This window comes from Flavobacterium ginsengisoli (genome assembly GCF_029625315.1).
In the GTDB taxonomy this organism is placed as follows: Bacteria; Bacteroidota; Bacteroidia; order Flavobacteriales; family Flavobacteriaceae; genus Flavobacterium; species Flavobacterium ginsengisoli.
Map to the genome: position 1 here is coordinate 3,364,819 of NZ_CP121110.1, position 21,918 is coordinate 3,386,736.

Genomic DNA, 21,918 nt, shown 5'->3' on the forward strand with positions numbered 1-21,918 from the left:
TTAAAGAATTTCTTCGCAGGTAAAAACCTCTTTTAATCGAACACCTTTTTCGGTATGCTCCACAGTTATGATTTGATTGTGGGCATCGTGTTCTAAAAACAAATAATGATTATTATCTGCCGCCACATTTAAAAATTTTGACTTTTCTGGCATTGTCAGCAACGGTCTTGTATCGTATCCCATAACATACGGAAGCGGAATATGTCCGGCTGTAGCCAACAAATCGGCGCAAAAAACAATCGTTTTATCTTGATATTTGATATGTGGAATCATCTGTTTTTCGGTATGTCCATCAACATAGTAAATATCGAAACCTAATTCCTTCGAAAAACCAAAATCAGAATCTGGCCTTTCAACAAAATTCAATTGTCCGCTTTCTTGCATAGGCAGAATATTTTCAGACAAGAAAGAAGCTTTTTCTCTAGCGTTTGGTTTCGTTGCCCATTCCCAATGATTTTCGTTTGTCCAGAATTTAGCATTTTTAAAAGCCGGCTCGTAACCTGTTTTATCCGAATTCCATTGAACACTTCCTCCACAATGATCAAAATGAAGATGCGTCATAAAAACATCTGTAACATCATCACGATTGAAACCATATTTTGCTAGGGATTTATCTAAAGAATGCGAACCCCAAAGCGAATAATATCCAAAGAATTTTTCTGATTGCTTATCGCCCATTCCAGTATCAATTAAGATAAGACGATTTCCATCTTCAATTAATAAACAGCGTGCAGCAATATCAATAAGATTATTGGCATCTGCAGGATTGGTTTTATTCCAAATTGTTTTAGGAACAACGCCAAACATTGCGCCTCCATCTAACTTAAAATTTCCAGATTCTATTGGGTAAAGTTTCATGAGAATGATTTTCTAAAAGAACAAAGCTAGAAAATTCAAACTCCTTTTACTAAAATTTAAGGTTAAAAACTTCAGATTATTCTAATGTAATCGAAGTGCTTCCCATTATTTCTTGCTTATCAAAATAATTCACAAAATAAGTTCCTTTCTTAAATTGGTCCGCATTTAGAATTCCATAAGCATTCAGAGATTTTCCTTGAAAGTCTGTGCTAACAATAAAACTGTAAACAAGTGCTTTATCATTTCCAAATTCAATCAGCTTATTATCGCCCATAACCGTATTTTTCTGATCTAAAACCTGAACATAAAAAACTCTCTTTCCTGGCTTTGCTACTGCATTTCCGTTAAGTGTGAAACTAGCCTTAAGCTTTTTTGTATTCTTTGCCTTGGTTGTTTCCAATTCGGCTCCAGAGCTTTTTTCGCGAAGTGCAACAACTTTAAAATTACTTAAATACAATTTTGAAGCATCTTTTAAAGTCGATTCTAATGTTTTTTGTTTTGAAATCAAAGTGTCATTTTCTGCTTTTTGCTTATACATGACAACATTTTGGCTTTCAATCTCTGTCAGCAAACTTTTATTCTGAGATTTTAATTTTTTAATTTCCTGAACCCTGTTTTCTAAGGAAGTGTTCAGATCTGAAAGCTGATTTCGATAAATTCTAATCTGCTCAGTCGAAGGATTATTTGAAGCTTTAATAATCGCCATCAAATTTTCAACATTCTTACGCTCTAATTCTAATTCTTTAGACAAAGCTGTTTTTTCTAAAATAGCCTCATCATAAGCCATTTTTAATGTATTTAAAGAATCTAAAATATTCTTCTGCACATCTGTTTCTTTGCTTCCAGAAGAGATTATATTGGCAATACTTTCTTCTTTAGCTCCACTATCATTCTTTTCAGGTTCACTGCTAAAAACCAAAACCACAGCACCTACTCCTAAAACAAAAATCATAGCAAACAAAGGTTTAAACCACTTTATTTCATTTTGTTTTTTCATAATTACTCCTAATTTTCTGCAAAAATATTGAATAAAAAACGACTATAATCAGTAGAAATACTTGTTTTTTAACATTTAGAAGCGATATTTGCGACTCGATTGAAAAACAATTATTCTTTTCTAATTTTGATTCCTATTTTATCAAAATAAGTATTATCTATTTTCACATTTGTTATAATAATGTGAACCGTTATGGAAAAAGGTTTTTAAGTCGTATCTTTGCAGATAATTTCTATTTAACATTGAAAATTAGCGTTTTAAATCTGTACTAAATTCATTACAGACCAAAAAATGTTCATTAAAAACAAACATCTAAGAACAATGATAAAAGTTTCTGATACTGCCAAAAAGAAAATCATCGATTTGATGACTGATGATGGTTTTGACGCCGCGCACGACTACGTAAGAGTAGGCGTAAAAAGTGGTGGATGCTCTGGTTTGTCTTACGATTTAAAATTTGACAAAACCAAAGGAGATGACGATAAAATATTCGTTGACAACGACATACAAATTGCTGTTGAAAAAAAATCATTCCTTTATTTAGCTGGAACAATTTTAGAATTTTCTGGCGGATTAAACGGAAAAGGATTTGTTTTCAATAATCCTAACGCAAGCAGAACTTGCGGATGTGGAGAATCATTCTCTTTATAGTCAAAAGCCGAAAGTCATAAAGTCTGCAAAGACTCTCACCGACTTTTAAACTTTGGACTTTAAAAACTTTAAGACAACATTAAAAATATAATGAGCAAATACACCGAAGACGATTTAAAAATCGAACTGGAAACTAAAGAATATGAGTACGGATTTTATACCAATATAGAATCTGAAACTTTCCCTATTGGCTTAAACGAAGAAATCGTAAGAGCTATTTCGCTTAAAAAAGAAGAACCTGAATGGATGACCGAATGGCGTATCGAAGCTTTCCGCGCTTGGAAAGAAATGATCGAGCCAGAATGGGCAAACGTACATTACGAAAAACCAGACTTTCAGGCGATTTCTTATTATTCAGCTCCAAAACAAGTAGATCCTAATAAAACTTTGGACGATGTTGATCCGGAATTGTTAGAGATGTACAAAAAATTGGGAATTTCTGTTGACGAGCAAAAAATGATGAACAATGTCGCTATGGATATTGTTGTCGATTCTGTTTCAGTAGCAACAACTTTCAAGAAAACTTTGGCAGAAAAAGGGATTATTTTCTGTCCAATTTCTGAAGCAATTAAAGAACATCCTGAATTAGTAAAAAAATATTTAGGAACTGTTGTACCTCAAAAAGACAACTTCTACGCAGCGTTAAACTCAGCAGTTTTCTCTGACGGAAGTTTCTGTTATATTCCGAAAGGTGTAAAATGTCCAATGGAACTTTCAACGTATTTCAGAATCAATCAAGCAGGAACTGGGCAATTCGAAAGAACTCTAGTTATTGCCGATGAAGGAAGTTACGTTTCTTACCTTGAAGGATGTACTGCTCCAAGCCGTGACGAAAATCAATTACACGCTGCTGTGGTTGAATTGATCGCTTTGGATGATGCAGAAATTAAATATTCTACCGTTCAAAACTGGTTCCCAGGAAACAAAGAAGGAAAAGGTGGAGTTTACAACTTCGTAACTAAAAGAGGTTTATGCGAAACAAACGCTAAAATTTCTTGGACGCAGGTTGAAACAGGTTCTGCTGTAACTTGGAAATATCCTTCTTGTGTATTAAAAGGAGATAATTCAGTAGGAGAATTTTATTCGATTGCTGTAACAAATAATTTCCAACAAGCGGATACTGGAACAAAAATGATCCATTTAGGAAAAAACACTAAATCGACTATTATTTCTAAAGGTATCTCGGCTGGAAAATCACAAAATAGCTACCGTGGTTTAGTGCAAATCTCTCCAAGAGCTGAGAATGCAAGAAACTTTTCTCAATGTGACTCGTTGTTAATGGGTAACAATTGCGGTGCACATACTTTCCCTTATATCGAAAGTAAAAATCCATCTGCAAAAATTGAGCACGAAGCAACTACAAGTAAAATTGGAGAAGATCAGGTTTTCTATTGCAACCAAAGAGGTATTCCAACCGAAAAAGCGATTGCCTTAATTGTAAACGGTTTCAGTAAAGATGTCTTGAACAAACTGCCAATGGAATTTGCTGTTGAAGCTCAAAAATTATTAGAGATTTCTTTAGAAGGATCTGTAGGTTAATTGGAAGATGCAAAATAAAAAAGTCATCATTTTAGGTTCTTCTAGAAAAAACGGAAATACAGCAAAAATTGTAGATAAACTTTCGAAAGAACACAACATTGATGTAGTTAATTTAAGTGATTATAAGATTTCCCATTATGATTACGAAAGCAAAAATTTAGGCGATGATTTTTTACCTCTGATAAGAGGAATTATCGAAAAGTACGATACTTTAATTTTTGCAACGCCCATTTATTGGTATAATATGAGCGGAATTATGAAGGTCTTTTTCGACAGGATTTCAGATTTAATCCGAATTGAAAAAGAAACCGAAGAAAACTAAGAGGAAAAAAATCGGAGTGATATCAAATTCTCACGATGATGAAACTGACGAAAGTTTTTATATTCCGTTTCAAAAATCAGCCGATTATTTAGGCATGGAATATTTAGGACACACGCATTTTAATGCCGACACCCTAAACCAACAAACAAAAATAGAATTGACATTTATATAAAATAAAAAACAATGTTATCAATAAAAAACCTTCACGCCGCGATTGGTGATAAAGAAATTCTTAAAGGAATTAATATAGAAGTTAAAGCTGGAGAAGTTCACGCTATCATGGGACCAAACGGTTCTGGAAAAAGTACACTTTCTGCTGTTATTGCAGGAAATGAAAATTATGAAGTTACAGATGGAGAGGTTATTCTTGACGGAGAAGATCTTGCTGATTTAGCTCCTGAAGAAAGAGCACATAAAGGTGTTTTCCTTTCATTTCAATATCCAGTAGAAATTCCTGGAGTTAGTGTAACTAACTTTATGAAAACTGCTATCAACGAAACTCGTAAAGCAAACGGTCAAGAAGAAATGCCAGCTAACGAAATGCTGAAAGTAATTCGTGAGAAATCTGAATTGTTAGAAATCGATCGTAAATTTCTTTCTCGTTCTCTTAATGAAGGTTTTTCTGGAGGAGAGAAAAAAGAAACGAGATTTTCCAAATGGCAATGTTAGAGCCAAAATTAGCTATCCTAGACGAAACAGATTCTGGTCTTGATATCGACGCATTAAGAATTGTGGCTAACGGAGTGAACAAATTAAAAAGCGACAAAAACGCAATTATTGTCATCACACACTACCAACGTTTGCTAGATTATATCGTTCCTGATTTCGTTCACGTTCTTTACAACGGAAGAATCGTAAAATCTGGCGGAAAAGAATTAGCTTACGAATTAGAAGAAAAAGGATACGACTGGATCAAAGCAGAAAACTAGTTTACAGTTACAGTTTGCAGTTTGCAAAAACTCATAACTCATAACTCATAACTTACAACTAAGAAAATGGATTTAAAAGAAAAATTAGTATCGTCTTTTATGGCTTTTGAAGAGCGTGTTGATGTACATTCAGATTTACATGACATACGCACAAATGCTTTAAAAAACTTCGAAAATAAAGGTTTCCCAACCAAAAAAGAAGAAGCTTGGAAATATACATCGCTAAATGCCATCTTAAAAAATGACTTTACGGTTTTTCCAAAGCAGGAAAATGCAATCGAATTTAATCAAGTAAAAAAATACTTTTTGCACGAAATCGATACATACAAATTAGTATTTATCGATGGCGTTTTCAGTTCGCATTTGTCTTCTACAACGCATGACGGAATTGATGTTTGCTTGATGTCATCAGCATTGACCAAACCAAAATATAAAATGGTTATTGATACATACTTTAATCAGATTGCAAGTAAAGATGACAGCTTGACTTCATTGAATACGGCTTTTGCAATTGAAGGTGCTTTTATCAATATCCCAAAGAAAAAAGTGGCTGATAAACCAATTGAGATCATGTATTTCTCAACAGGAAATGAAGCAACTTTAATGGTTCAGCCAAGAAATTTGGTTATTGTGGGCGAAAATTCACATGTTCAAATTATTGAGCGCCACCAAAGTTTGAATGAAAATCCGGTTTTAACAAACTCTGTTACTGAGATTTTTGCTCAAAAACGTGCGATTGTTGATTATTACAAAATTCAAAACGATAATAGTGAAGCCAATTTAATTGACAACACTTACGTTTCGCAACAACAGGAAAGCCATGCTTACGTGCACACTTTCTCTTTTGGTGGAAATTTAACTCGTAACAACTTAAACTTTTATCACTTTGGTGAAAGATTGACAAGTACGCTTAACGGAATTTCAATCTTAAATGACAAACAACACGTTGACCATTATACTTTGGTAAACCACGCACAACCAAATTGCGAAAGTTTCCAAGATTATAAAGGAATTTTCTCTGATCGCTCAACAGGAGTTTTCAACGGAAAAGTTTTGGTAGAAAAAGAAGCTCAAAAAACAAATGCTTTCCAAAAAAGCAACAACATTTTATTGAGTGACAAAGCCACAATCAATGCAAAACCACAATTAGAGATTTTTGCTGACGACGTAAAATGTTCTCACGGATGTACTGTTGGACAGCTTGATGAAACAGCAATGTTCTACATGCAGTCTCGTGGAATCCCGAAAAAAGAAGCTAAAGCTTTATTAATGTACGCATTCTCAAATGCCGTTATCGAAAGCATTAAAATACCAGAATTAAAACAAAGAATTACTAAAATCATTGCTACGAAATTAGGTGTGAATTTAGGATTTGATTTGTAGTCGGGTTTTACCGCAAAGGCACAAAGGTTACGCAAAGTTCGCAAGGTTTAGTTTTAAACTTTGCGAACTTTGCGCTTTTACTTAGCGTCTTTGCGGTTAAATTTTATTTTTTTACTGAAGAAATGACATCCTTCAAAAACCCATTAAAATCAAATCCAGGTTCTTCTTCCTTCACTCCCATTCTCACAATTACCATATCCAAAGACGGAATAATCGCCACCATTTGACCTTGGTAACCACTGCAATAAAACATATCACGCGGAACATCCGGGAATTTCCCTCCAGCATTTAGCCAAAATTGTGCTCCGTATTTCCCTTCAGAAGTATTCGTTGGCGTTGATGTGTATTTTACCCAGCTTTCATCCAGAATTTGTTCTCCGTTCCAGTTTCCTTTATGAAGATATAACAATCCAAATTTTGACCAGTCTCTTGGTGTTGCCCATCCGTAAGATGAACCTACAAACGTTCCTGACATATCCTGCTCCACAATCATCGAATTCATTCCTATTTTATCGATTACAGCGTTGTACCAGAAATCAAGATATTCTTGTTGGGTTTTAAATTGGCTTCTTAAAATTCTCGATAATAAATTGGTCGTTCCAGAAGAATAATACCAATGTGTATTGGGTTTATATTTTGCTGGTTTATCCATTTGCACTTTTCCCATATCTTCGGCCTGAAAAAGCATTTTTGTAGCATCGCAAATTGTACTGTAATTCTCTTCCCATTCTAGACCAGAATTCATGTGAAGCAAATCATTAATCGTAATATTTTTTCGTTCATCATTTTTCCATTCTGCAACTGGGGCAGGTTTATAAATATTAATTTTTCCTTGTTTTGCCAAAACTCCAAAAGCAGAACTTGTGATACTTTTTGTCATCGACCAACCCAAAATTTTGCTGTTTTTATTGAAACCTGTATCGTATTTTTCGCCAATTAATTTGTCTTTATATAGAACTACAACCGCGCGCGTCCGTTTTGCTTTTCCTCCATTTTTATCAAAAGAATCATCAATTGCTTTTTTTAATTTTGCGTAATCGACATTCGCGAAAGCGGTATCTTTTGGTTCATTATTTCCGTAAGGGAAAGGAAGATTGTTTTCTAGTTTTGTTCTTTTTGGAAGCAAATAAGGCTTCGAAATATCAAAATTATCATTAATCAAAGTTGCTCCTAATCCTTCACGATAAATCGCTTTTCTTTCTTTTAATCCATAAACAGAAGCGACCGCAAATTTCCCAGCATCATCAATTGCGTTTTTCGCTAGATCTATCATTTTAATATCATTATCCGTTTTCTCAATTAAATCCAACGGACGATTATCAATAAAATGCCCTGATGCAACACTTTTAGCCGAGAAACCAGAAATCAGATCAAGTTTCGGATACGTTGTGAAACCGAAATACAAAAAAGCCAGAACTAATACAAGAAGGAATACTTTGAGAATTTTTTTCATAATGATTAGATATTTTTACTGCAATATAAATAATTTATGTTCACGATTTTAAGTGTCAAATTAGAAAACCATTCCAGATAATTCAGAAAACTTAATTGATTTTTACAGAATCAGCATTTACAGCTTCAAACAATGGCATCATAAAAGGAAATTATAGAATTTCTGTATAAACAAATTTAGTTTTAGTACTTTTGTAAATAGATTTTTTCTAAATAAGACATGCTAGATATTCAAAAAATAAGAGCTGATTTCCCAATACTTTCTCAAACTGTAAACGGAAAGCCATTAGTATATTTCGACAACGGAGCTACTTCGCAAAAACCAAAAGTTGTGATTGATGCAGAAGTAAAATATTATCAAGAAATCAACGCGAACATTCACCGTGGCGTTCACACTTTAAGCCAGTTAGCAACTGATGCTTACGAGATTTCTCGTGGAAAAGTAAAAGATCACATCAATGCTAAACATGCGCACGAAGTGCTTTTTACTTCGGGAACAACTCACGGAATTAATTTAGTTGCAAACGGATTTGCTTCGATTTTAAAATCTGGTGACGAAGTGGTTGTTTCTTCATTAGAGCATCACAGTAACATTGTGCCTTGGCAAATGTTATGCGAAAAAACTGGAGCCATTTTAAGAGTTATTCCAATCAATGATAATGGAGAATTAATCATTGAGGAATTTGATAAACTGCTTTCAGATAAAACGAAAATTGTTACCGTAAATCATATTTCAAATGCATTGGGTGTAATTAATCCAATCAAATATATTATCGATAAGGCACATTCATTTGGAGCTGCGGTTTTAATTGATGGCGCGCAGGCTGTTCCGCATTTAAAACCAGATGTTCAGGAATTAGACTGCGATTTTTATGCTTTTTCTGGCCATAAAATGTGCGGTCCAACCGAACTGGAATTCTTTACGGAAAAGAAGCTTGGCTGAATAAACTTCCTCCTTACCAAGGCGGCGGAGAAATGATCAAAGAAGTTACTTTCGAGAAAACAACCTACGCAGATTTACCGCATAAATTTGAAGCTGGAACTCCAAATATCGCTGGCGGAATTGTATTAGGAACTGCAATTGATTATTTGAACAACATTGGCTTCGAAAATATTGAGGCATACGAACACGAACTTTTAGAACACGCTACAAAACGTCTTAATGAAATTGAAGGTATCCGAATTTACGGAAACACCAAAAACAAAGCTTCTGTAGTTTCGTTTAATATTGATGGAATTCATCCGTATGATATTGGTTCTATTATAGATAAGTTAGGAATTGCAGTTAGAACAGGACATCACTGTGCTCAACCAATTATGAACTTCTTCTGTATTCGGAACAATTCGTGCTTCTTTCTCATTTTATAATACAAAAGAAGAAATTGATGCTATGGTTGATGCTGTTAAGAAAGCACAAACTATGTTAAGCTAAAAAACAAATTATATGCGAATAGTATCATTATTGCTCCTGACACTTTTTATTGCTACGGGATGCTGCAGTCAAAAAAAGCAGACATGAAAGCTACACAAATTGAATACTCTGCACTTTCAAGAGGTTATTATAAAGTGATTACCGTTGAAAACAAAACCGTTTCAGTTGTTAAAGAACGTAACGCAGAAGCCGTTAAAAGCAATATTGATGATGCAAAATGGAACGAGATTGTTTCAGCATATTCAAAAGTTAATTTAGACGATCTTTCTACTTTAAAAGCACCGACAGATAAACGCACTTATGATGGCGCTGCAATAGGAAATTTAAAAATAACTAAAGAAGGGAAAACATACGAAACACCAGGTTTTGACAATGGTTTTCCGCCAAAAGAAATCGAAAAACTAGTTAATTTATTAGTTGATTTTTCTAAAGAATAATTATGACAATAAAAGAAATACAAGACGAAATAATAGACGAATTTTCAATGTTCGACGACTGGATGCAGCGTTATGAGTACATCATCGAACTAGGAAAAAGTCTTCCGTTAATTAAAGAAGAATACAAAACCGAAGATAATTTAATCAAAGGGTGTCAGTCTAAAGTTTGGTCGCAAGGTGAACAGCAAGATGATAAAATTGTTTTTACGGCAGATAGTGATGCTATTTTGACTAAAGGAATAATTGCAATTTTAATTCGTGCTTTCTCTAATCAAAAAGCAAAAGATATCTTAGAAGCTGATACTGATTTTATAGACGAAATCGGCTTAAAAGAACATTTATCCGCAACACGCGCCAACGGTTTGGTTTCGATGATAAAAAACATCAAAATGTACGCTTTGGCTTTTGATGCTAAAAACAAAAATTAAATTTCTTCTGCCACAAATTACACGAATAAACACTAATTTTTAATTCGGGAAATTTGTGAAATTCGTGGCAAAAAAACAAATAACAAAATGGAACAAGAAATAGACACAAACGAATTAGGAGAATCAATCGTAAGAGTTTTAAAAGGAATTTACGATCCAGAGATTCCTGTAGATATTTATGAATTAGGATTAATTTACGACGTAATGGTAAACACAGATTACGAAGTAAAAATCCTGATGACACTTACTTCACCAAATTGCCCAGTTGCAGAAAGCTTACCTAGAGAAGTTGAAGAAAAAGTAAAAACAATAGAAAACATCAAAGATGTAGACGTTGAAATTACTTTTGATCCGCCTTGGAGCAAAGATTTAATGAGCGAAGAAGCAAAATTAGAATTAGGAATGCTTTAAAAAATAGTCATAAAGTTGAAAGTCATAAAGTCCAAAGTAAAAGACTTTATGACTTTCAACTTTCGACTTTCAGACTAAAAAATGGAAGAAATTATCAATAAAGTTGCCAATAGTGCTTTAGAGGTTTTTGATCTTGAAGATTATTATCCAAAAGGAATACGTGTGCAGATTGACATTTCGCAATGGCTTTTGGAAGGATTTTTATTGAAAGAAAAAGACTTTAGAGAGCATCTTAAAAATCACGATTGGTCGCAATATCAGGATCAATATGTGGCTGTACATTGTAGTACAGATGCCATAATTCCTGCTTGGGCATTAATTTTGGTGAGTGTTCATTTGGCTCCTTTTGCAAAAAAAGTCGTTAACGGAACTATTGAAGATCTAGATGCAAGTCTTTACGAAGAAATTTTAAGTACAATTGACTATTCTGCCTACAAAGGCAAACCTGTCATTGTAAAAGGCTGTTCTAGAAAACCAGTTCCAATGCGCGCTTATATTTTAGCAACAACTCACTTACAGCCATTTGCAAGAAGTATAATGTACGGAGAAGCATGTTCTGCAGTACCTTTATATAAAGAATCTAAGAAATAACCTGCAATAACAACGCATCAACCTTTATCTTTCAATTGGTTTTTAGTATATTTGATAATACACTCTAAACTAAAAACCATGAGAAAGCTAACTCTATTACTTTTCATTTTAGTAAACTTCACGTTTGTACAAGCCCAAAATTCAGAAAAAGAGTTAATTCAGAATACTGAAAAGGCAGTAAAAAAAATTAACGATACTATCGAAGGCGAAGGCTGGAAAACAAAAGGAACTGTTTCTCTTTTACTGAATCAATCGAGTTTTAACAACTGGATTGCAGGAGGTGAAGACAGCTTTTCTGGAACGTTAGGAATCAATTATGATTTCAACTATAAAAAAGATGATTTAACTTGGGACAACAAAGTTTTAGCATCGTACGGTCTTCTTCAAACCAAAAATGATGACTTCACAAAAAAAACTGATGACCGCTTAGAATTCAATTCCATACTCGGAAAAAAAGCTTTTGGACAATGGTATTATTCATACTTTCTAAATTTTAGAACACAATTTTCAACGGGCTACATTTATGATCAAGATGAAAATGGGAAGCAGATAAGGACTGAACAAACCAAATTTATGTCTCCGGGATATCTTACCACTGGTCCTGGTATTTACTGGACAAAAGACGATAATCTTAAAATAAATTTTGCTCCTCTAACTTCAAAATTCACTTTTGTAGACAATGCCTATACAACTGGAATTGACAGATTTACTGGTCTACCATATGTAGACGGCAGTTATTTTGGTGTTGACGAAGGCAAAACTATGCGTTACGAACTTGGTTTTTATGCTTCAGTCTATTACAAATTGGCAATCATGACAAATGTGACTGCCGAAAACACACTTAACCTTTATTCAAATTATCTTGAAGACCCACAAAATGTCGATATAAATTATTCGCTAAATGTCATAATGAAAATCAACAAGTTTCTATCTGCTAATTTATCGTTTCAGGCTATTTATGATGATAATGCATTTGCAGGACTCCAAACTAGAGAAGTATTTGGTTTAGGAGTTAATTTTGGATTTTAATTATCCATCGTACTAGATTCCGGCGTAAAAATTATTAATGCCACAGATTAAAAGATTTAAAAGGATTTTTTAATCTAAATAATCCTTTAATCTGTGGCAAAACAAAAAAGCTTTTGAATTTATCAAAAGCTTTTCTTCATTTTATTCTTCATCTTCTTTTTCAACTGCATCCTTGTAATCAGGATACAAGAATTTATTATAAGGAAAACGAGTAATATGAATTTGACGAACAGCTTCATAAACTGTTTCTCTAAATTCTTCGAAATTCTCTTTATTTCTAGCTGAGATAAACAAAGCTTTATTCTGACCAACATTACTCATCCACGTTTGCTTCCACTCGTCAAGAGTATAATGTTTACGGGTTCTTTCTGTAATCAAATCATCTTCGTCAATAGTAAGATGTTTGTAAGCATCGATTTTATTAAAAACCATAATAGTTGGTTTGTCGTTGCTTTTTATTTCCTGCAAAGTCTTGTTTACAGATTCGATATGATCTTCAAAATCTGGATGCGAAATATCTACTACATGCAGTAATAAATCGGCTTCACGAACCTCATCTAATGTACTTTTAAATGAATCAACCAATTGAGTTGGTAATTTTCGAATAAATCCAACTGTATCAGAAAGTAAAAAAGGAAGGTTTTTAATAACTACTTTTCTAACCGTTGTATCTAAAGTTGCAAACAATTTATTCTCGACAAAAACATCGCTTTTACCAATTGCATTCATCAAAGTCGATTTTCCAACATTGGTATATCCAACCAAAGCAACACGAACCATTGCACCGCGATTGCTTCGCTGAATACTCATTTGCTTGTCGATTGTTTTGATTTTATCTTTCAATAATGAAATTCTATCACGCACAATACGTCTATCGGTTTCAATCTCTGTTTCTCCAGGTCCACGCATACCAATTCCCCCTTTTTGACGCTCAAGGTGTGTCCATAAGCCCGAAAGTCTTGGCAATAAATATTGACATTGCGCCAATTCTACCTGAGTTCTTGCATATGAAGTTTCAGCTCTCTGCGCAAAAATGTCTAGAATTAAGTTTGTTCTGTCTAGAATTTTACAGTCAATAATTCTTGAGATATTTTTTTGCTGAGATGGTGTTAATTCATCATCAAAAATTACAGTCGATATTTTGTTCTCTTTTACAAAAAGATTGATGTCGTCAATTTTTCCCGTTCCAACAAAAGTCTTCGGATTAGGGCGTTCCATTTTCTGCGAAAAGCGTTTAATAACTTCACCTCCAGCAGTAAAAGTCAGAAACTCCAATTCGTCTAAATATTCATTTAGTTTTTCTTCACTTTGATTCTGAGTAACAATACCAACGATAACTGTTCTCTCAAAATTTATAACTTCTTTTTCTAACATAGTCTTGAATAAGTCGCAAATTTAATGATTTGTAAGCTACAATCAATTATACAATTTTGTTTTTACATTTATATTCGTAGAATAAGCATCAAAAAAAAAATGGAACCCGTCAAGATAAACTCAACAAGGTTCCACTTAATCAATAAATGGTCTATTTTTAAAACTTTTATTCGTAAATAAACGTTTTTTCCGTTTTCACAATTCCATTTTCTTCTATCTGAGAGCAAGAAATTGGGTAGTTTAATTTATTGTATTTGTATTTTCTGCTCACCGCAACTAATGCTGCAGATGATGGGCTGAAATTCATTTCATTATTATAAGAAATCGATTCAAACTCAAATTCTTCTTCATGATAAGAAATCATTGGTACAATTACTTTGTAATTATCTCCAAAAAGGTTTTGAACGATTAACTGATCAACCGACTTTTTATCATCGTAAGTATATGATTTTGAAATTTTGTCTCCAACCAATCCTTTGTGTCTTGACACATTATCGTTTACATAAACATATTCCAATTTTCCAATGATTGCCTTATTTCTATCACGGGAAGTACGTCTTACAATAATTCCGTTTTCAACAAGGTATTCAATATCGTCTACTAAATTCTGATGATTAGTACTCTTTTTTGTTGTTGCTTTTACTCTTGCTCCTTCATATACAAACGAAACTACTTTTGTAATATAGTTTGGTCCTTCTTGATATTTTTTTACAAATTTGGTAATGTTGTTGTCAGCGTCGTAAGTATAATTTATCACCTCTTTCCAGTCGCTTCCCACTTTATCTTTTACAGTCATATCTAGCAAACCATTTTTGTTATAAAAAAAATGCTGTACAACATCTGAAGTAGTTATGGTTTGAAGTTTACCTTCTTTAAAAACCATTGTTTTGTTAACAATTTCACCGTCTTTAGAGTTTTGGTAATTTGTTTTTACAATGTTAATCTGCTTTAGTCTAACGTTGTCTTGACTGTGCATCAAGAAAGGAAATACCATCCATAAGATGGCAATAAAGTAGGTTCTCATATTTGTTTTTGTATTGATTTGGGATGACCAAAATACAAAATTCAATTAGATTTTAACGTTTTGAAATACAAAAACTACAAACTTTTCAATAATGCTTTAAAAATCAATCTATTAATTTCATTATTCTAAATTAGTTCTTACTTCTCTCCAAATATCTTTATGTCATCAACCATAAAAGCACCATTTAACGTTTTGTCTTTCCCTGAACCGATATATTTAAAAGCAATATTTATATTTCCTGAATAAGCAGATAAATCTATTCCGCCAGAACTCATAAACTCACGGGAAGGTGTTGAGAGCGTAGGTACTTTTGCTTCAAGTTTTACCCATCTTGCTTTGGCCAGGCTTGCACCGTCAAAATTGGTTGATATATATATTTCTAAAGTATTTAAAGGCGAATCTACTTTCAAATCGTGTTGCGCGCTTCTAAACGAAAGCACTGCATTTTTATATCCTGTAAGATCTATTTTTGGCGAAACAAGCCAAGCCACATTCTCGGCTGCGGTTGTGCTTGTAGTATTAAACTCTGCATAACCATTTCCAGAATAGACCATGCTTTTCCAAAGTTTTGAAGCTTTTTCTACAATATTGCTCCAGCCGGAAGCGTAAAATTTACATTGTTTTTAACCGATTGAAAATCTTCTGAAAAAAACGGAGTGCTTCTTTTTCCGTTCATCACAACGTCACTTTCAGAACGCACCATAAATTGATAATCTGACCCAAATTTTGTCATAATTCCTCGTGCTTTTCCATTTCCTTCGGGCACAAAATGATCGGCAAATTTTGCATAAGAGCTTGTTCTAAAAATAACTTGATTTCCTGTTTTATCTCTCAAATACCAATTGGTAGAGCCTCCGATATTATTAGACTCTTCAAAATAATGACGCCCCAATGCTGCCTCTGTAAACTCAACATCGTTTAATTCGATCAGAGTATTTAATTTAGAATCTGAAAGTGCTTCTTCAATAGTAAGCGATTTTACCAATTGATCCTCGTCTAAATTTGCACATGAAGCATTTAGTACATTTTTATATTCGTTTTGAGAAATTCTTCCAATTGTTGGGTCTCCTGCGTTACTTACATATAAACTTCCGATTCTTAAACCTCCATAATACAAATCTGTAAATTGATTTTTAAGTTTTACATATACTTTATTACCAACACGATAGTCAATATAAGTATTTGTAGCATCTACTGGAACACTAAAACCAAGAGCTGCAAGCATTTTCGGTTTCTTTTGTTTGCAATGAAATCGTTTTGAAAAAATTACCTCCCTCATCGCTCGAAACCACATAAGCTTCTATAACATCATCATATAAATATTGTTTGGCAGTTGTTCCTGTAAGCTCGTATATTTTTTCTACTGTTTTGCTTACAGTAAGGTTGGGCTGTGTACATGCCAATTTTGGATTTTCAACTTCGTTACTGCAGCTATATAGTAAGCATAAGCCAAAAAATAAAATTAATTTTTTCATGAGAAATAAATTTTTCAGTTTATAAACCGATTGTAAGATTTAAAAAATAAGTTCGGCCATAGCCATAATAATACCTAGATCCGAAAGAAGGTGTTCCACTGGTCATATCTTGATTTAAGGCTCTAAAATTTGCATTTCTTGCCTGTTCAAAACCACCTGTTTTATATATCAAACCCAAAACATTATTTATACTGGCAAAAAGTCCGATGTATTTTTTATGAATGCGCCAAGACTTGCCACCGTTAAAATTCAACAATGTAATTGGTTGAAATTTTTCCTGTTTTAATAATTCATTTCCTCTTTCGGAAGTTGCTTCAGGAAAAGGAAAACCGTTAGCTGGATTGATGTAAAATTGAGAAGTCCTAGAAATTGGTGAAACATCAATATAGCTTTCGGCCAAATAATTTATATTCCCGCCAATCCACCAGAACTTCGGATCACGATATTCTAATCCAAAAGAATACGCCTGTTGCGGAGTTCCAGGTTGCTTGTAATTTTTTAAAAAAGCAGACCCAAAATCAAAAGTCGTTTGCGCTCCATCTTTTGATCTGTTGGCATCATTGGTAATTGTGACACTCGGATTACTGCTATAAACATAATTTCCAAATGCCGCAGATAAAGTTGTTTTGAATGTTGATGAGATTTGATACTCAAAACTTAATTCTGCTCCTGTATTTTTCTTATCCAATTTTGTCAAGGTCTGACTAACAAATGCGTTTGTAGGATCGTAGCCAGAACCGTTGTCAAAAATTCCTTCAGCATAGAAATAAGACGTTTTGGAACTATTTTTAATTGCGAGCATAATAAGCCGTTAAACGCAATTTTAGTTTTGATGAGCGGTATACATAATTAGCCTCTGCACTACTCGTATTCTCACTTTCGATCCCATCAACAATGTTATTATTTAACCGTGCATTCGAAAAAGTATTTCTGAGTGAAGGCGCTCTAGTAAAATGTGCTCGCATTAAAAAACAGTAATTGTTTTCCTGAAATTTTATAGGTAAATCCGCCTTTGAAACCAAAATTTTCAAAATTTACGTTCTCGCTTTTTCCTAAAGATGTTGTTGCATAGAGTCCGTTTTGATATAATCCTTCCCTCTGATAATTTGATAATGAATAAGACTGCGTCAAGAAAAATTCGGTTTTGTTATAACTAAATTTAAATTGGGTAAAAACATCCAAAGTGTTAGCCAGCAGATTATAATTATATCCATAAACATCTCCTTTAACAACTTGCCGATTTGGATGTTGCAAATCTGATTGAGAGAGATTTCCTTTGTAAAACGGATCAATATCTTCAAAATATGCTCCGCCAAGAAGATCTAGCAAATATTGAAAATTATGCGATTTTAGTTTCTTAAAAGTAAAACTGCCATCAAAAGAAATATTAGGCGTAATCTGTGTATTTAAATTTGAATTTACTGCTAAAGTCTTGTCGTCAGTTCGGTCTTCATAGAGAACATAATGGCTTTGTGCAGGTTCATATCCATTGGGTCCAAGCTTCTGATTGGCAAAATACAATTCGTCCCAATTTATCCTCGGATTTGCTAAAAAAGCTGTTTTATTATTTTCTGCATTTTCATAATCTGGGGTAAACGCACCAGAAAATTCGCCTTGATCTTTCGCGTAAAGCGAACTAAAATAACTTGGCATTTTTCTATAATATACAGGGTCTGGACTATTTGCATTTTGATAATCAATATTACTGTTTCCGACTTTTCCGAACTGGTACATTACACCCGAATTCAGATTGGTTTTATCATCAATTTTAAAGTAATGATTCAGCATAAACAGCGGTTCTTCTACATTTTTTACTCTGGCATTTCTTTTTTCACCGTTCTGAAATCCCCAATATGAATTGTATTTTTCACCCATTAAATTGGTAACTTCATTTGTATTGGCTGAATTTTTTCCTCTTGAATTTGGCGTATAAAACCCTGTAAAATTGAGAGAATGTCTTTTGTTTACTTTTTTCTACACTAATAAAAAACGAATCTGCATTGAAACTTGTACCTTCAAAATAGCCTTCATCTGCCCAACGTTTTCCTGCTGAAACGACAAAAGCCCATCCAGACAAATTCATTCCCGAAGCATAAGTAGCAACTGCCCTCCATAAATAAGTGGTATTGCTCCCAGAAAACGTAAAAGATTCTCCCTTTCTATACAAAGAAGCACGAGTAAAAATCTGCTGTGTGCCTAAAATTCCTCCAAAGGTATAATTGGAAGCAGCTGTCCCGATTGAAAATTCCTGATTGCGAAGTACATTGTTTAAACCGCCCCAATTGCCCCATTGCGGTCTGCCATCGTAGATTTTATTCATTGGCATTCCGTTAAGCATTGTGATTGCATTTTCGCTATCCAAACCACGAACGCGAAATCGAGCTTGCCCCCAATTGAATGCCGATGCCTGCATAAAAGCATCTCTTGAAGATTGCAAAAGACCAGATGTCATTTCAGAGGAACTGTTATCATCTGAAAAATCATTGTCTGACAACGTAATCAATGCAGCTGGAACTTCATCTGAATAAGTATCTTCTAATTGTAAAATTCCGAGATCTATATTTTCTTTTAAATTAGACTGGACTTTTAAAAGAAAATCTTTGTAACCTTGGTTTCTCAATAAAAGAAGCTGTTCTTTTTTAGGAAATATATGAAGTTCAAATTTCCCTATTTTTGAAGTGAGCTGCATCACAGCGGTATTTTGTATGGTTACCACGACACTTTCTAGCGGATTTTGCGTTCGAGCATCAATAACAATTCCTGTTACTGTGATTTCCTTCTGCGAAAAAGAAAAATTAAAAAACCATATAAAAAAGAAGACAACGTATTTTTTTACCATTAAAAAATCCAATTTACTTTGAAAAATAATCTTAGGATTGAAATCCTTTATTCAAAAGATAAAATTGGTTTTTGGAAAAAAGAGCCGTTTAGAACTCCAGTCAATGCTTGAATTCAAATATAGATAATATATTTAAAAAACAAATAAATTCTTACAAATTTATTTGTTTTTAATACATCTTAATCAAAATAGAGTTATGCCTAAGTTCTAATTTTAGAAACCATAAAAGCAATCAGAACACCAAAAATTCCGATGAAGGCAAAAGAAAACTGCAATCCGAAACTTTGTGCAATATGTCCAATTACTGGAGGTCCCATTAAGAAACCTAAGAAACTTACACTAGAAACAATCGTTAAAGCTTCGCCCGCAGGAACGGTTGGATTTTTACCTGCAATACTATAAACAGTAGGAACGATCGTTGCAACACCCAAACCTACAAACATAAAAGCGATTGTACACGGAATGATATAAGGAAGAAAAACAGCTGTAAAAAGTCCAGCCGAAATCATGACACCGCTAATCTGCATAACACGTTCACGTCCGAATTTATTGATTAATCCGTCGCCTAAAAATCTTCCGCTAGCCATCATAATCATAAAAGAAGTATAGCCCAAAACTACCAATGGTCCTGGCGCTTTTACAATGTCTTTAAAGTAAACGCCACTCCAATCGAACATTACACCTTCGCTCGCCATACTACAGAATCCTATTACTCCTAACCAAAGCAAAGCTGTGTCTGGTTTTACAAATAGTTTTTTGCCTTCTTGTTTTGGCTTTACTTTTTCTTTGGCTCTAATTAAAAATTTAAAATTAAATGCGACCATCAATAATACAATTCCGGCTACAATCATAAAATGATGCAACGGACTTAAATCTAAAGCCAGCATTCCTAAACCTACCAATGCACCAGTAAATCCAGCAAAACTCCACATTCCGTGAAAAGAAGACATGATTGTTTTTTTGAATAAAACCTCTGTATAAACTCCTTGAGTATTTACGGCAATATTGGCAAGATTTCCGAACACACCAAACAAGAATAATCCTAATGATAATTGCAATGATGTTGTTGCCAAACCTAAATTGATTAAGCACAAAACATACATTATTAAAGAGAAAACCAAAATACGATGACTACCGAATTTAGTTACCATTTTTCCTGAAAATGGCATAACAATAAGCTGTCCAACCGGAAGCGCAAAAAGTATAGAGCCCAAATCGCCTTCTGACAAATGTAAAGCGCTTTTGATGTCTGGAATTCTACTTGCCCATGTAGCAAAACTCAAACCCATTCCAAAATAAAACATTCCAACAGCAAAACGAATTCGGTTTAAATACGAAGCTTTGGCTTCTCTAAATACTTTCTTGATTTTGGCTTTGGTCTGAAAAAGCGATAATGGATTAATGTTTATCAGCATATTGAATTTTTATTGGAATGTTGTCAAAAATACTAAAAACGCTCGTCAAAGTGCATAAAGCCTCAGGTTATACACAATATACAACGTTATTGTTTATAAATTCAAAGGTTTTTAATTGAATTTGGTCTATTAAAATTACAATTTTTCGGGTTTAATGGAATTATAATTTGTTTCATTTTTTCAAGAAAATAAAAAGGGATTATCTCAAAAATTGAGATAATCCCTTTAATTATTTATATTTCATTATTCCGTAGGAACATTTTTATGATATACCTATTACCTTTTGCTGGGCATTACTTGCAATTGCGGCTTCTATAACCTGCATTACTTTTACCCCTTCGTCTGCAGTAACAGGTTCTTTTTTATCGTTTGCAATCGAGTCGTAAACGCCATCGAAGAAACTAAAATAATTGCCTTGAAGCGTTGGGATTTTTTCTCTCACAATTTTACCGTCTATTTCGGTGTGCAAAAGTCCTTGCAAGTTTTCATCTTCTGTTCCCCAAGAGTCTAGGTTTGGTTTTTTACCTACTTTTAAATCATCTTCCTGAACATCTCCGCGAGGCTTTAAGAAAGAACCTTTTTTTCCGTGCAAAGTATAAGCTGGGTTGGCTTCTCTCACAAAAAATCCTGCTTTTAAGCGTACTCTAAAATTAGAATAAAACAAAGTCAAATCGATCCAGTCGTCTACAACAGAGTTTTCTCTGGTTACTCGAATGTCTCCAAATACCGCTTTCGGACATCCAAATAAACTTACTGCCTGATCTATGATGTGCGGTCCTAAATCTTTTAAAACTCCTGCGCCATCATTTGCTGTTTCTTTATGCGCTTTCGGACTTAATAACGGATTGTATCTGTCAAAATGGAATTCGGCTTCTACTAAATCTCCCAAAAGACCATCATCAATTACTTTTTTTAACGGTTTTAAAATCGCTGTCCCATCTTCTGTTCTGGAAAACAGCCAATTTTAAACCTTTTTCTTTTGCAATTTTTGCCAATTCTTTTGCTTCGGCTGCAGTCGTAGTAAAAGCTTTTTCTACAACGGCATGCTTTCCTGCCAAAAGCACTTTTTTAGCGTATTCGTAATGCGTTCCAACTGGCGTATTTACGATTACTAAATCTACATCGTCTGCTAAAAGTTCGTCTAGCGAAGCGTAACTTTTTACGTATGGATAATCTTCCTGAATTAGTTTTTTACTTCTTTCCCAAGAGCCTAAAAGTTCAAATCCTTCGTGAATATCTAAAAACGGAGCGTGAAAAACTTTCCCCGACATTCCGTATGATAATAATGCTGTCTTTATCTTTTGCATGTTGTTATGTTTTTTTGCCACAGAT

General features: G+C 33.8%; 22 protein-coding genes and 3 pseudogenes. 12 read left to right on the forward strand and 13 right to left on the reverse strand.

All coding sequences use genetic code 11. The annotated features are described in order from the left end of the window. Positions 1–858, reverse strand: coding sequence for an MBL fold metallo-hydrolase (locus tag P5P87_RS15640; protein WP_278019868.1), 858 nt, complete (start codon positions 856–858; stop codon positions 1–3). A gap of 76 nt (positions 859–934) precedes the next feature. After that, positions 935–1,855 carry a hypothetical protein gene (locus P5P87_RS15645; RefSeq protein WP_198854910.1) on the reverse strand — a complete coding sequence of 307 codons (921 nt, stop codon included), beginning with the start codon at positions 1,853–1,855 and terminating at the stop codon, positions 935–937. 321 nt (positions 1,856–2,176) lie between these two features. On the opposite strand from P5P87_RS15645, the gene P5P87_RS15650 reads away from it, so the two are divergent. The 6 genes and pseudogenes from P5P87_RS15650 to sufD all read left to right on the forward strand — a co-directional run bounded on the left by P5P87_RS15650 (position 2,177) and on the right by sufD (position 6,679). Then, positions 2,177–2,506, forward strand: coding sequence for a HesB/IscA family protein (locus P5P87_RS15650; RefSeq protein ID WP_026727150.1), 330 nt, complete (start codon positions 2,177–2,179; stop codon positions 2,504–2,506). Between the two features lie 90 nt (positions 2,507–2,596). Further along, entirely contained in the window at positions 2,597–4,045 is a 1,449-nt protein-coding gene (gene sufB, locus P5P87_RS15655; RefSeq protein ID WP_198854911.1) for a Fe-S cluster assembly protein SufB, read from the forward strand. A gap of 7 nt (positions 4,046–4,052) precedes the next feature. Continuing rightward, positions 4,053–4,367 (forward strand): flavodoxin family protein, encoded by a 315-nt coding sequence (locus P5P87_RS15660; RefSeq protein ID WP_278019869.1) that lies wholly within the window; start codon positions 4,053–4,055, stop codon positions 4,365–4,367. A gap of 16 nt (positions 4,368–4,383) precedes the next feature. Beyond that, positions 4,384–4,539, forward strand: coding sequence for a hypothetical protein (locus P5P87_RS15665; RefSeq protein ID WP_278019870.1), 156 nt, complete (start codon positions 4,384–4,386; stop codon positions 4,537–4,539). Positions 4,540–4,550: 11 nt separating this feature from the next. Further along, a pseudogene (sufC, locus tag P5P87_RS15670) lies at positions 4,551–5,296 on the forward strand (Fe-S cluster assembly ATPase SufC). A 66-nt stretch (positions 5,297–5,362) separates the two neighbouring features. Next, positions 5,363–6,679 (forward strand): Fe-S cluster assembly protein SufD, encoded by a 1,317-nt coding sequence (gene sufD / locus P5P87_RS15675; protein WP_278019871.1) that lies wholly within the window; start codon positions 5,363–5,365, stop codon positions 6,677–6,679. 103 nt (positions 6,680–6,782) lie between these two features. Here sufD and P5P87_RS15680 read toward each other — a convergent pair whose 3' ends face one another. Then, positions 6,783–8,132: a serine hydrolase domain-containing protein gene (locus P5P87_RS15680; protein ID WP_278019872.1), complete on the reverse strand. Its 1,350-nt coding sequence runs from the start codon at positions 8,130–8,132 to the stop codon at positions 6,783–6,785. Between the two features lie 219 nt (positions 8,133–8,351). Here P5P87_RS15680 and P5P87_RS15685 point away from each other — a divergent pair. The 6 genes and pseudogenes from P5P87_RS15685 to P5P87_RS15710 all read left to right on the forward strand — a co-directional run bounded on the left by P5P87_RS15685 (position 8,352) and on the right by P5P87_RS15710 (position 12,459). Continuing rightward, positions 8,352–9,563: pseudogene (locus P5P87_RS15685) on the forward strand (aminotransferase class V-fold PLP-dependent enzyme). Positions 9,564–9,646: 83 nt separating this feature from the next. Next, positions 9,647–10,000, forward strand: a complete 354-nt coding sequence (locus P5P87_RS15690; protein WP_278019873.1) for a hypothetical protein — start codon at positions 9,647–9,649, stop codon at positions 9,998–10,000. Positions 10,001–10,002: 2 nt separating this feature from the next. Continuing rightward, positions 10,003–10,428, forward strand: a complete 426-nt coding sequence (locus P5P87_RS15695) for a SufE family protein (RefSeq protein WP_278019874.1) — start codon at positions 10,003–10,005, stop codon at positions 10,426–10,428. An 87-nt stretch (positions 10,429–10,515) separates the two neighbouring features. Continuing rightward, complete coding sequence (locus tag P5P87_RS15700; RefSeq protein WP_012023258.1) at positions 10,516–10,839, forward strand: SUF system Fe-S cluster assembly protein; 324 nt, start codon at positions 10,516–10,518, stop codon at positions 10,837–10,839. Between the two features lie 81 nt (positions 10,840–10,920). Then, positions 10,921–11,430, forward strand: a complete 510-nt coding sequence (locus tag P5P87_RS15705) for a DUF2480 family protein (RefSeq protein ID WP_278019875.1) — start codon at positions 10,921–10,923, stop codon at positions 11,428–11,430. Between the two features lie 78 nt (positions 11,431–11,508). After that, the gene (locus P5P87_RS15710) at positions 11,509–12,459 is read left to right on the forward strand and encodes a DUF3078 domain-containing protein (protein ID WP_198854919.1); all 951 of its coding nucleotides are present in this window, start codon (positions 11,509–11,511) and stop codon (positions 12,457–12,459) included. A gap of 141 nt (positions 12,460–12,600) precedes the next feature. On the opposite strand, the gene hflX is transcribed toward P5P87_RS15710, so the two are convergent. The 10 genes and pseudogenes from hflX to P5P87_RS15750 all read right to left on the reverse strand — a co-directional run bounded on the left by hflX (position 12,601) and on the right by P5P87_RS15750 (position 21,893). Next, the gene (hflX, locus tag P5P87_RS15715; RefSeq protein ID WP_198854920.1) at positions 12,601–13,833 is read right to left on the reverse strand and encodes a GTPase HflX; all 1,233 of its coding nucleotides are present in this window, start codon (positions 13,831–13,833) and stop codon (positions 12,601–12,603) included. Positions 13,834–13,999: 166 nt separating this feature from the next. After that, entirely contained in the window at positions 14,000–14,857 is an 858-nt protein-coding gene (locus P5P87_RS15720; protein WP_198854921.1) for a hypothetical protein, read from the reverse strand. 137 nt (positions 14,858–14,994) lie between these two features. After that, on the reverse strand, positions 14,995–15,411 hold the full coding sequence (locus tag P5P87_RS15725; RefSeq protein WP_278019876.1) for a choice-of-anchor J domain-containing protein: 417 nt from the start codon (positions 15,409–15,411) through the stop codon (positions 14,995–14,997). Between the two features lie 26 nt (positions 15,412–15,437). Beyond that, on the reverse strand, positions 15,438–16,082 hold the full coding sequence (locus tag P5P87_RS15730; protein WP_278019877.1) for a DUF5689 domain-containing protein: 645 nt from the start codon (positions 16,080–16,082) through the stop codon (positions 15,438–15,440). Beyond that, complete coding sequence (locus tag P5P87_RS15735; RefSeq protein ID WP_278019878.1) at positions 16,060–16,332, reverse strand: DUF5689 domain-containing protein; 273 nt, start codon at positions 16,330–16,332, stop codon at positions 16,060–16,062. The genes P5P87_RS15730 and P5P87_RS15735 overlap by 23 nt, the downstream gene beginning before the upstream one ends. A gap of 19 nt (positions 16,333–16,351) precedes the next feature. After that, the gene (locus tag P5P87_RS25935; RefSeq protein WP_340696565.1) at positions 16,352–17,134 is read right to left on the reverse strand and encodes a hypothetical protein; all 783 of its coding nucleotides are present in this window, start codon (positions 17,132–17,134) and stop codon (positions 16,352–16,354) included. A gap of 143 nt (positions 17,135–17,277) precedes the next feature. Then, positions 17,278–18,207 carry a hypothetical protein gene (locus P5P87_RS25940; RefSeq protein WP_340696566.1) on the reverse strand — a complete coding sequence of 310 codons (930 nt, stop codon included), beginning with the start codon at positions 18,205–18,207 and terminating at the stop codon, positions 17,278–17,280. A gap of 13 nt (positions 18,208–18,220) precedes the next feature. Next, positions 18,221–19,171, reverse strand: coding sequence for a carboxypeptidase-like regulatory domain-containing protein (locus P5P87_RS25945; RefSeq protein WP_340696567.1), 951 nt, complete (start codon positions 19,169–19,171; stop codon positions 18,221–18,223). A gap of 200 nt (positions 19,172–19,371) precedes the next feature. Continuing rightward, on the reverse strand, positions 19,372–20,586 hold the full coding sequence (locus tag P5P87_RS15745; protein ID WP_198854924.1) for an MFS transporter: 1,215 nt from the start codon (positions 20,584–20,586) through the stop codon (positions 19,372–19,374). 262 nt (positions 20,587–20,848) lie between these two features. Then, positions 20,849–21,893 (reverse strand): annotated as a pseudogene (locus tag P5P87_RS15750) (Gfo/Idh/MocA family oxidoreductase). Positions 21,894–21,918 lie beyond the last annotated feature (25 nt).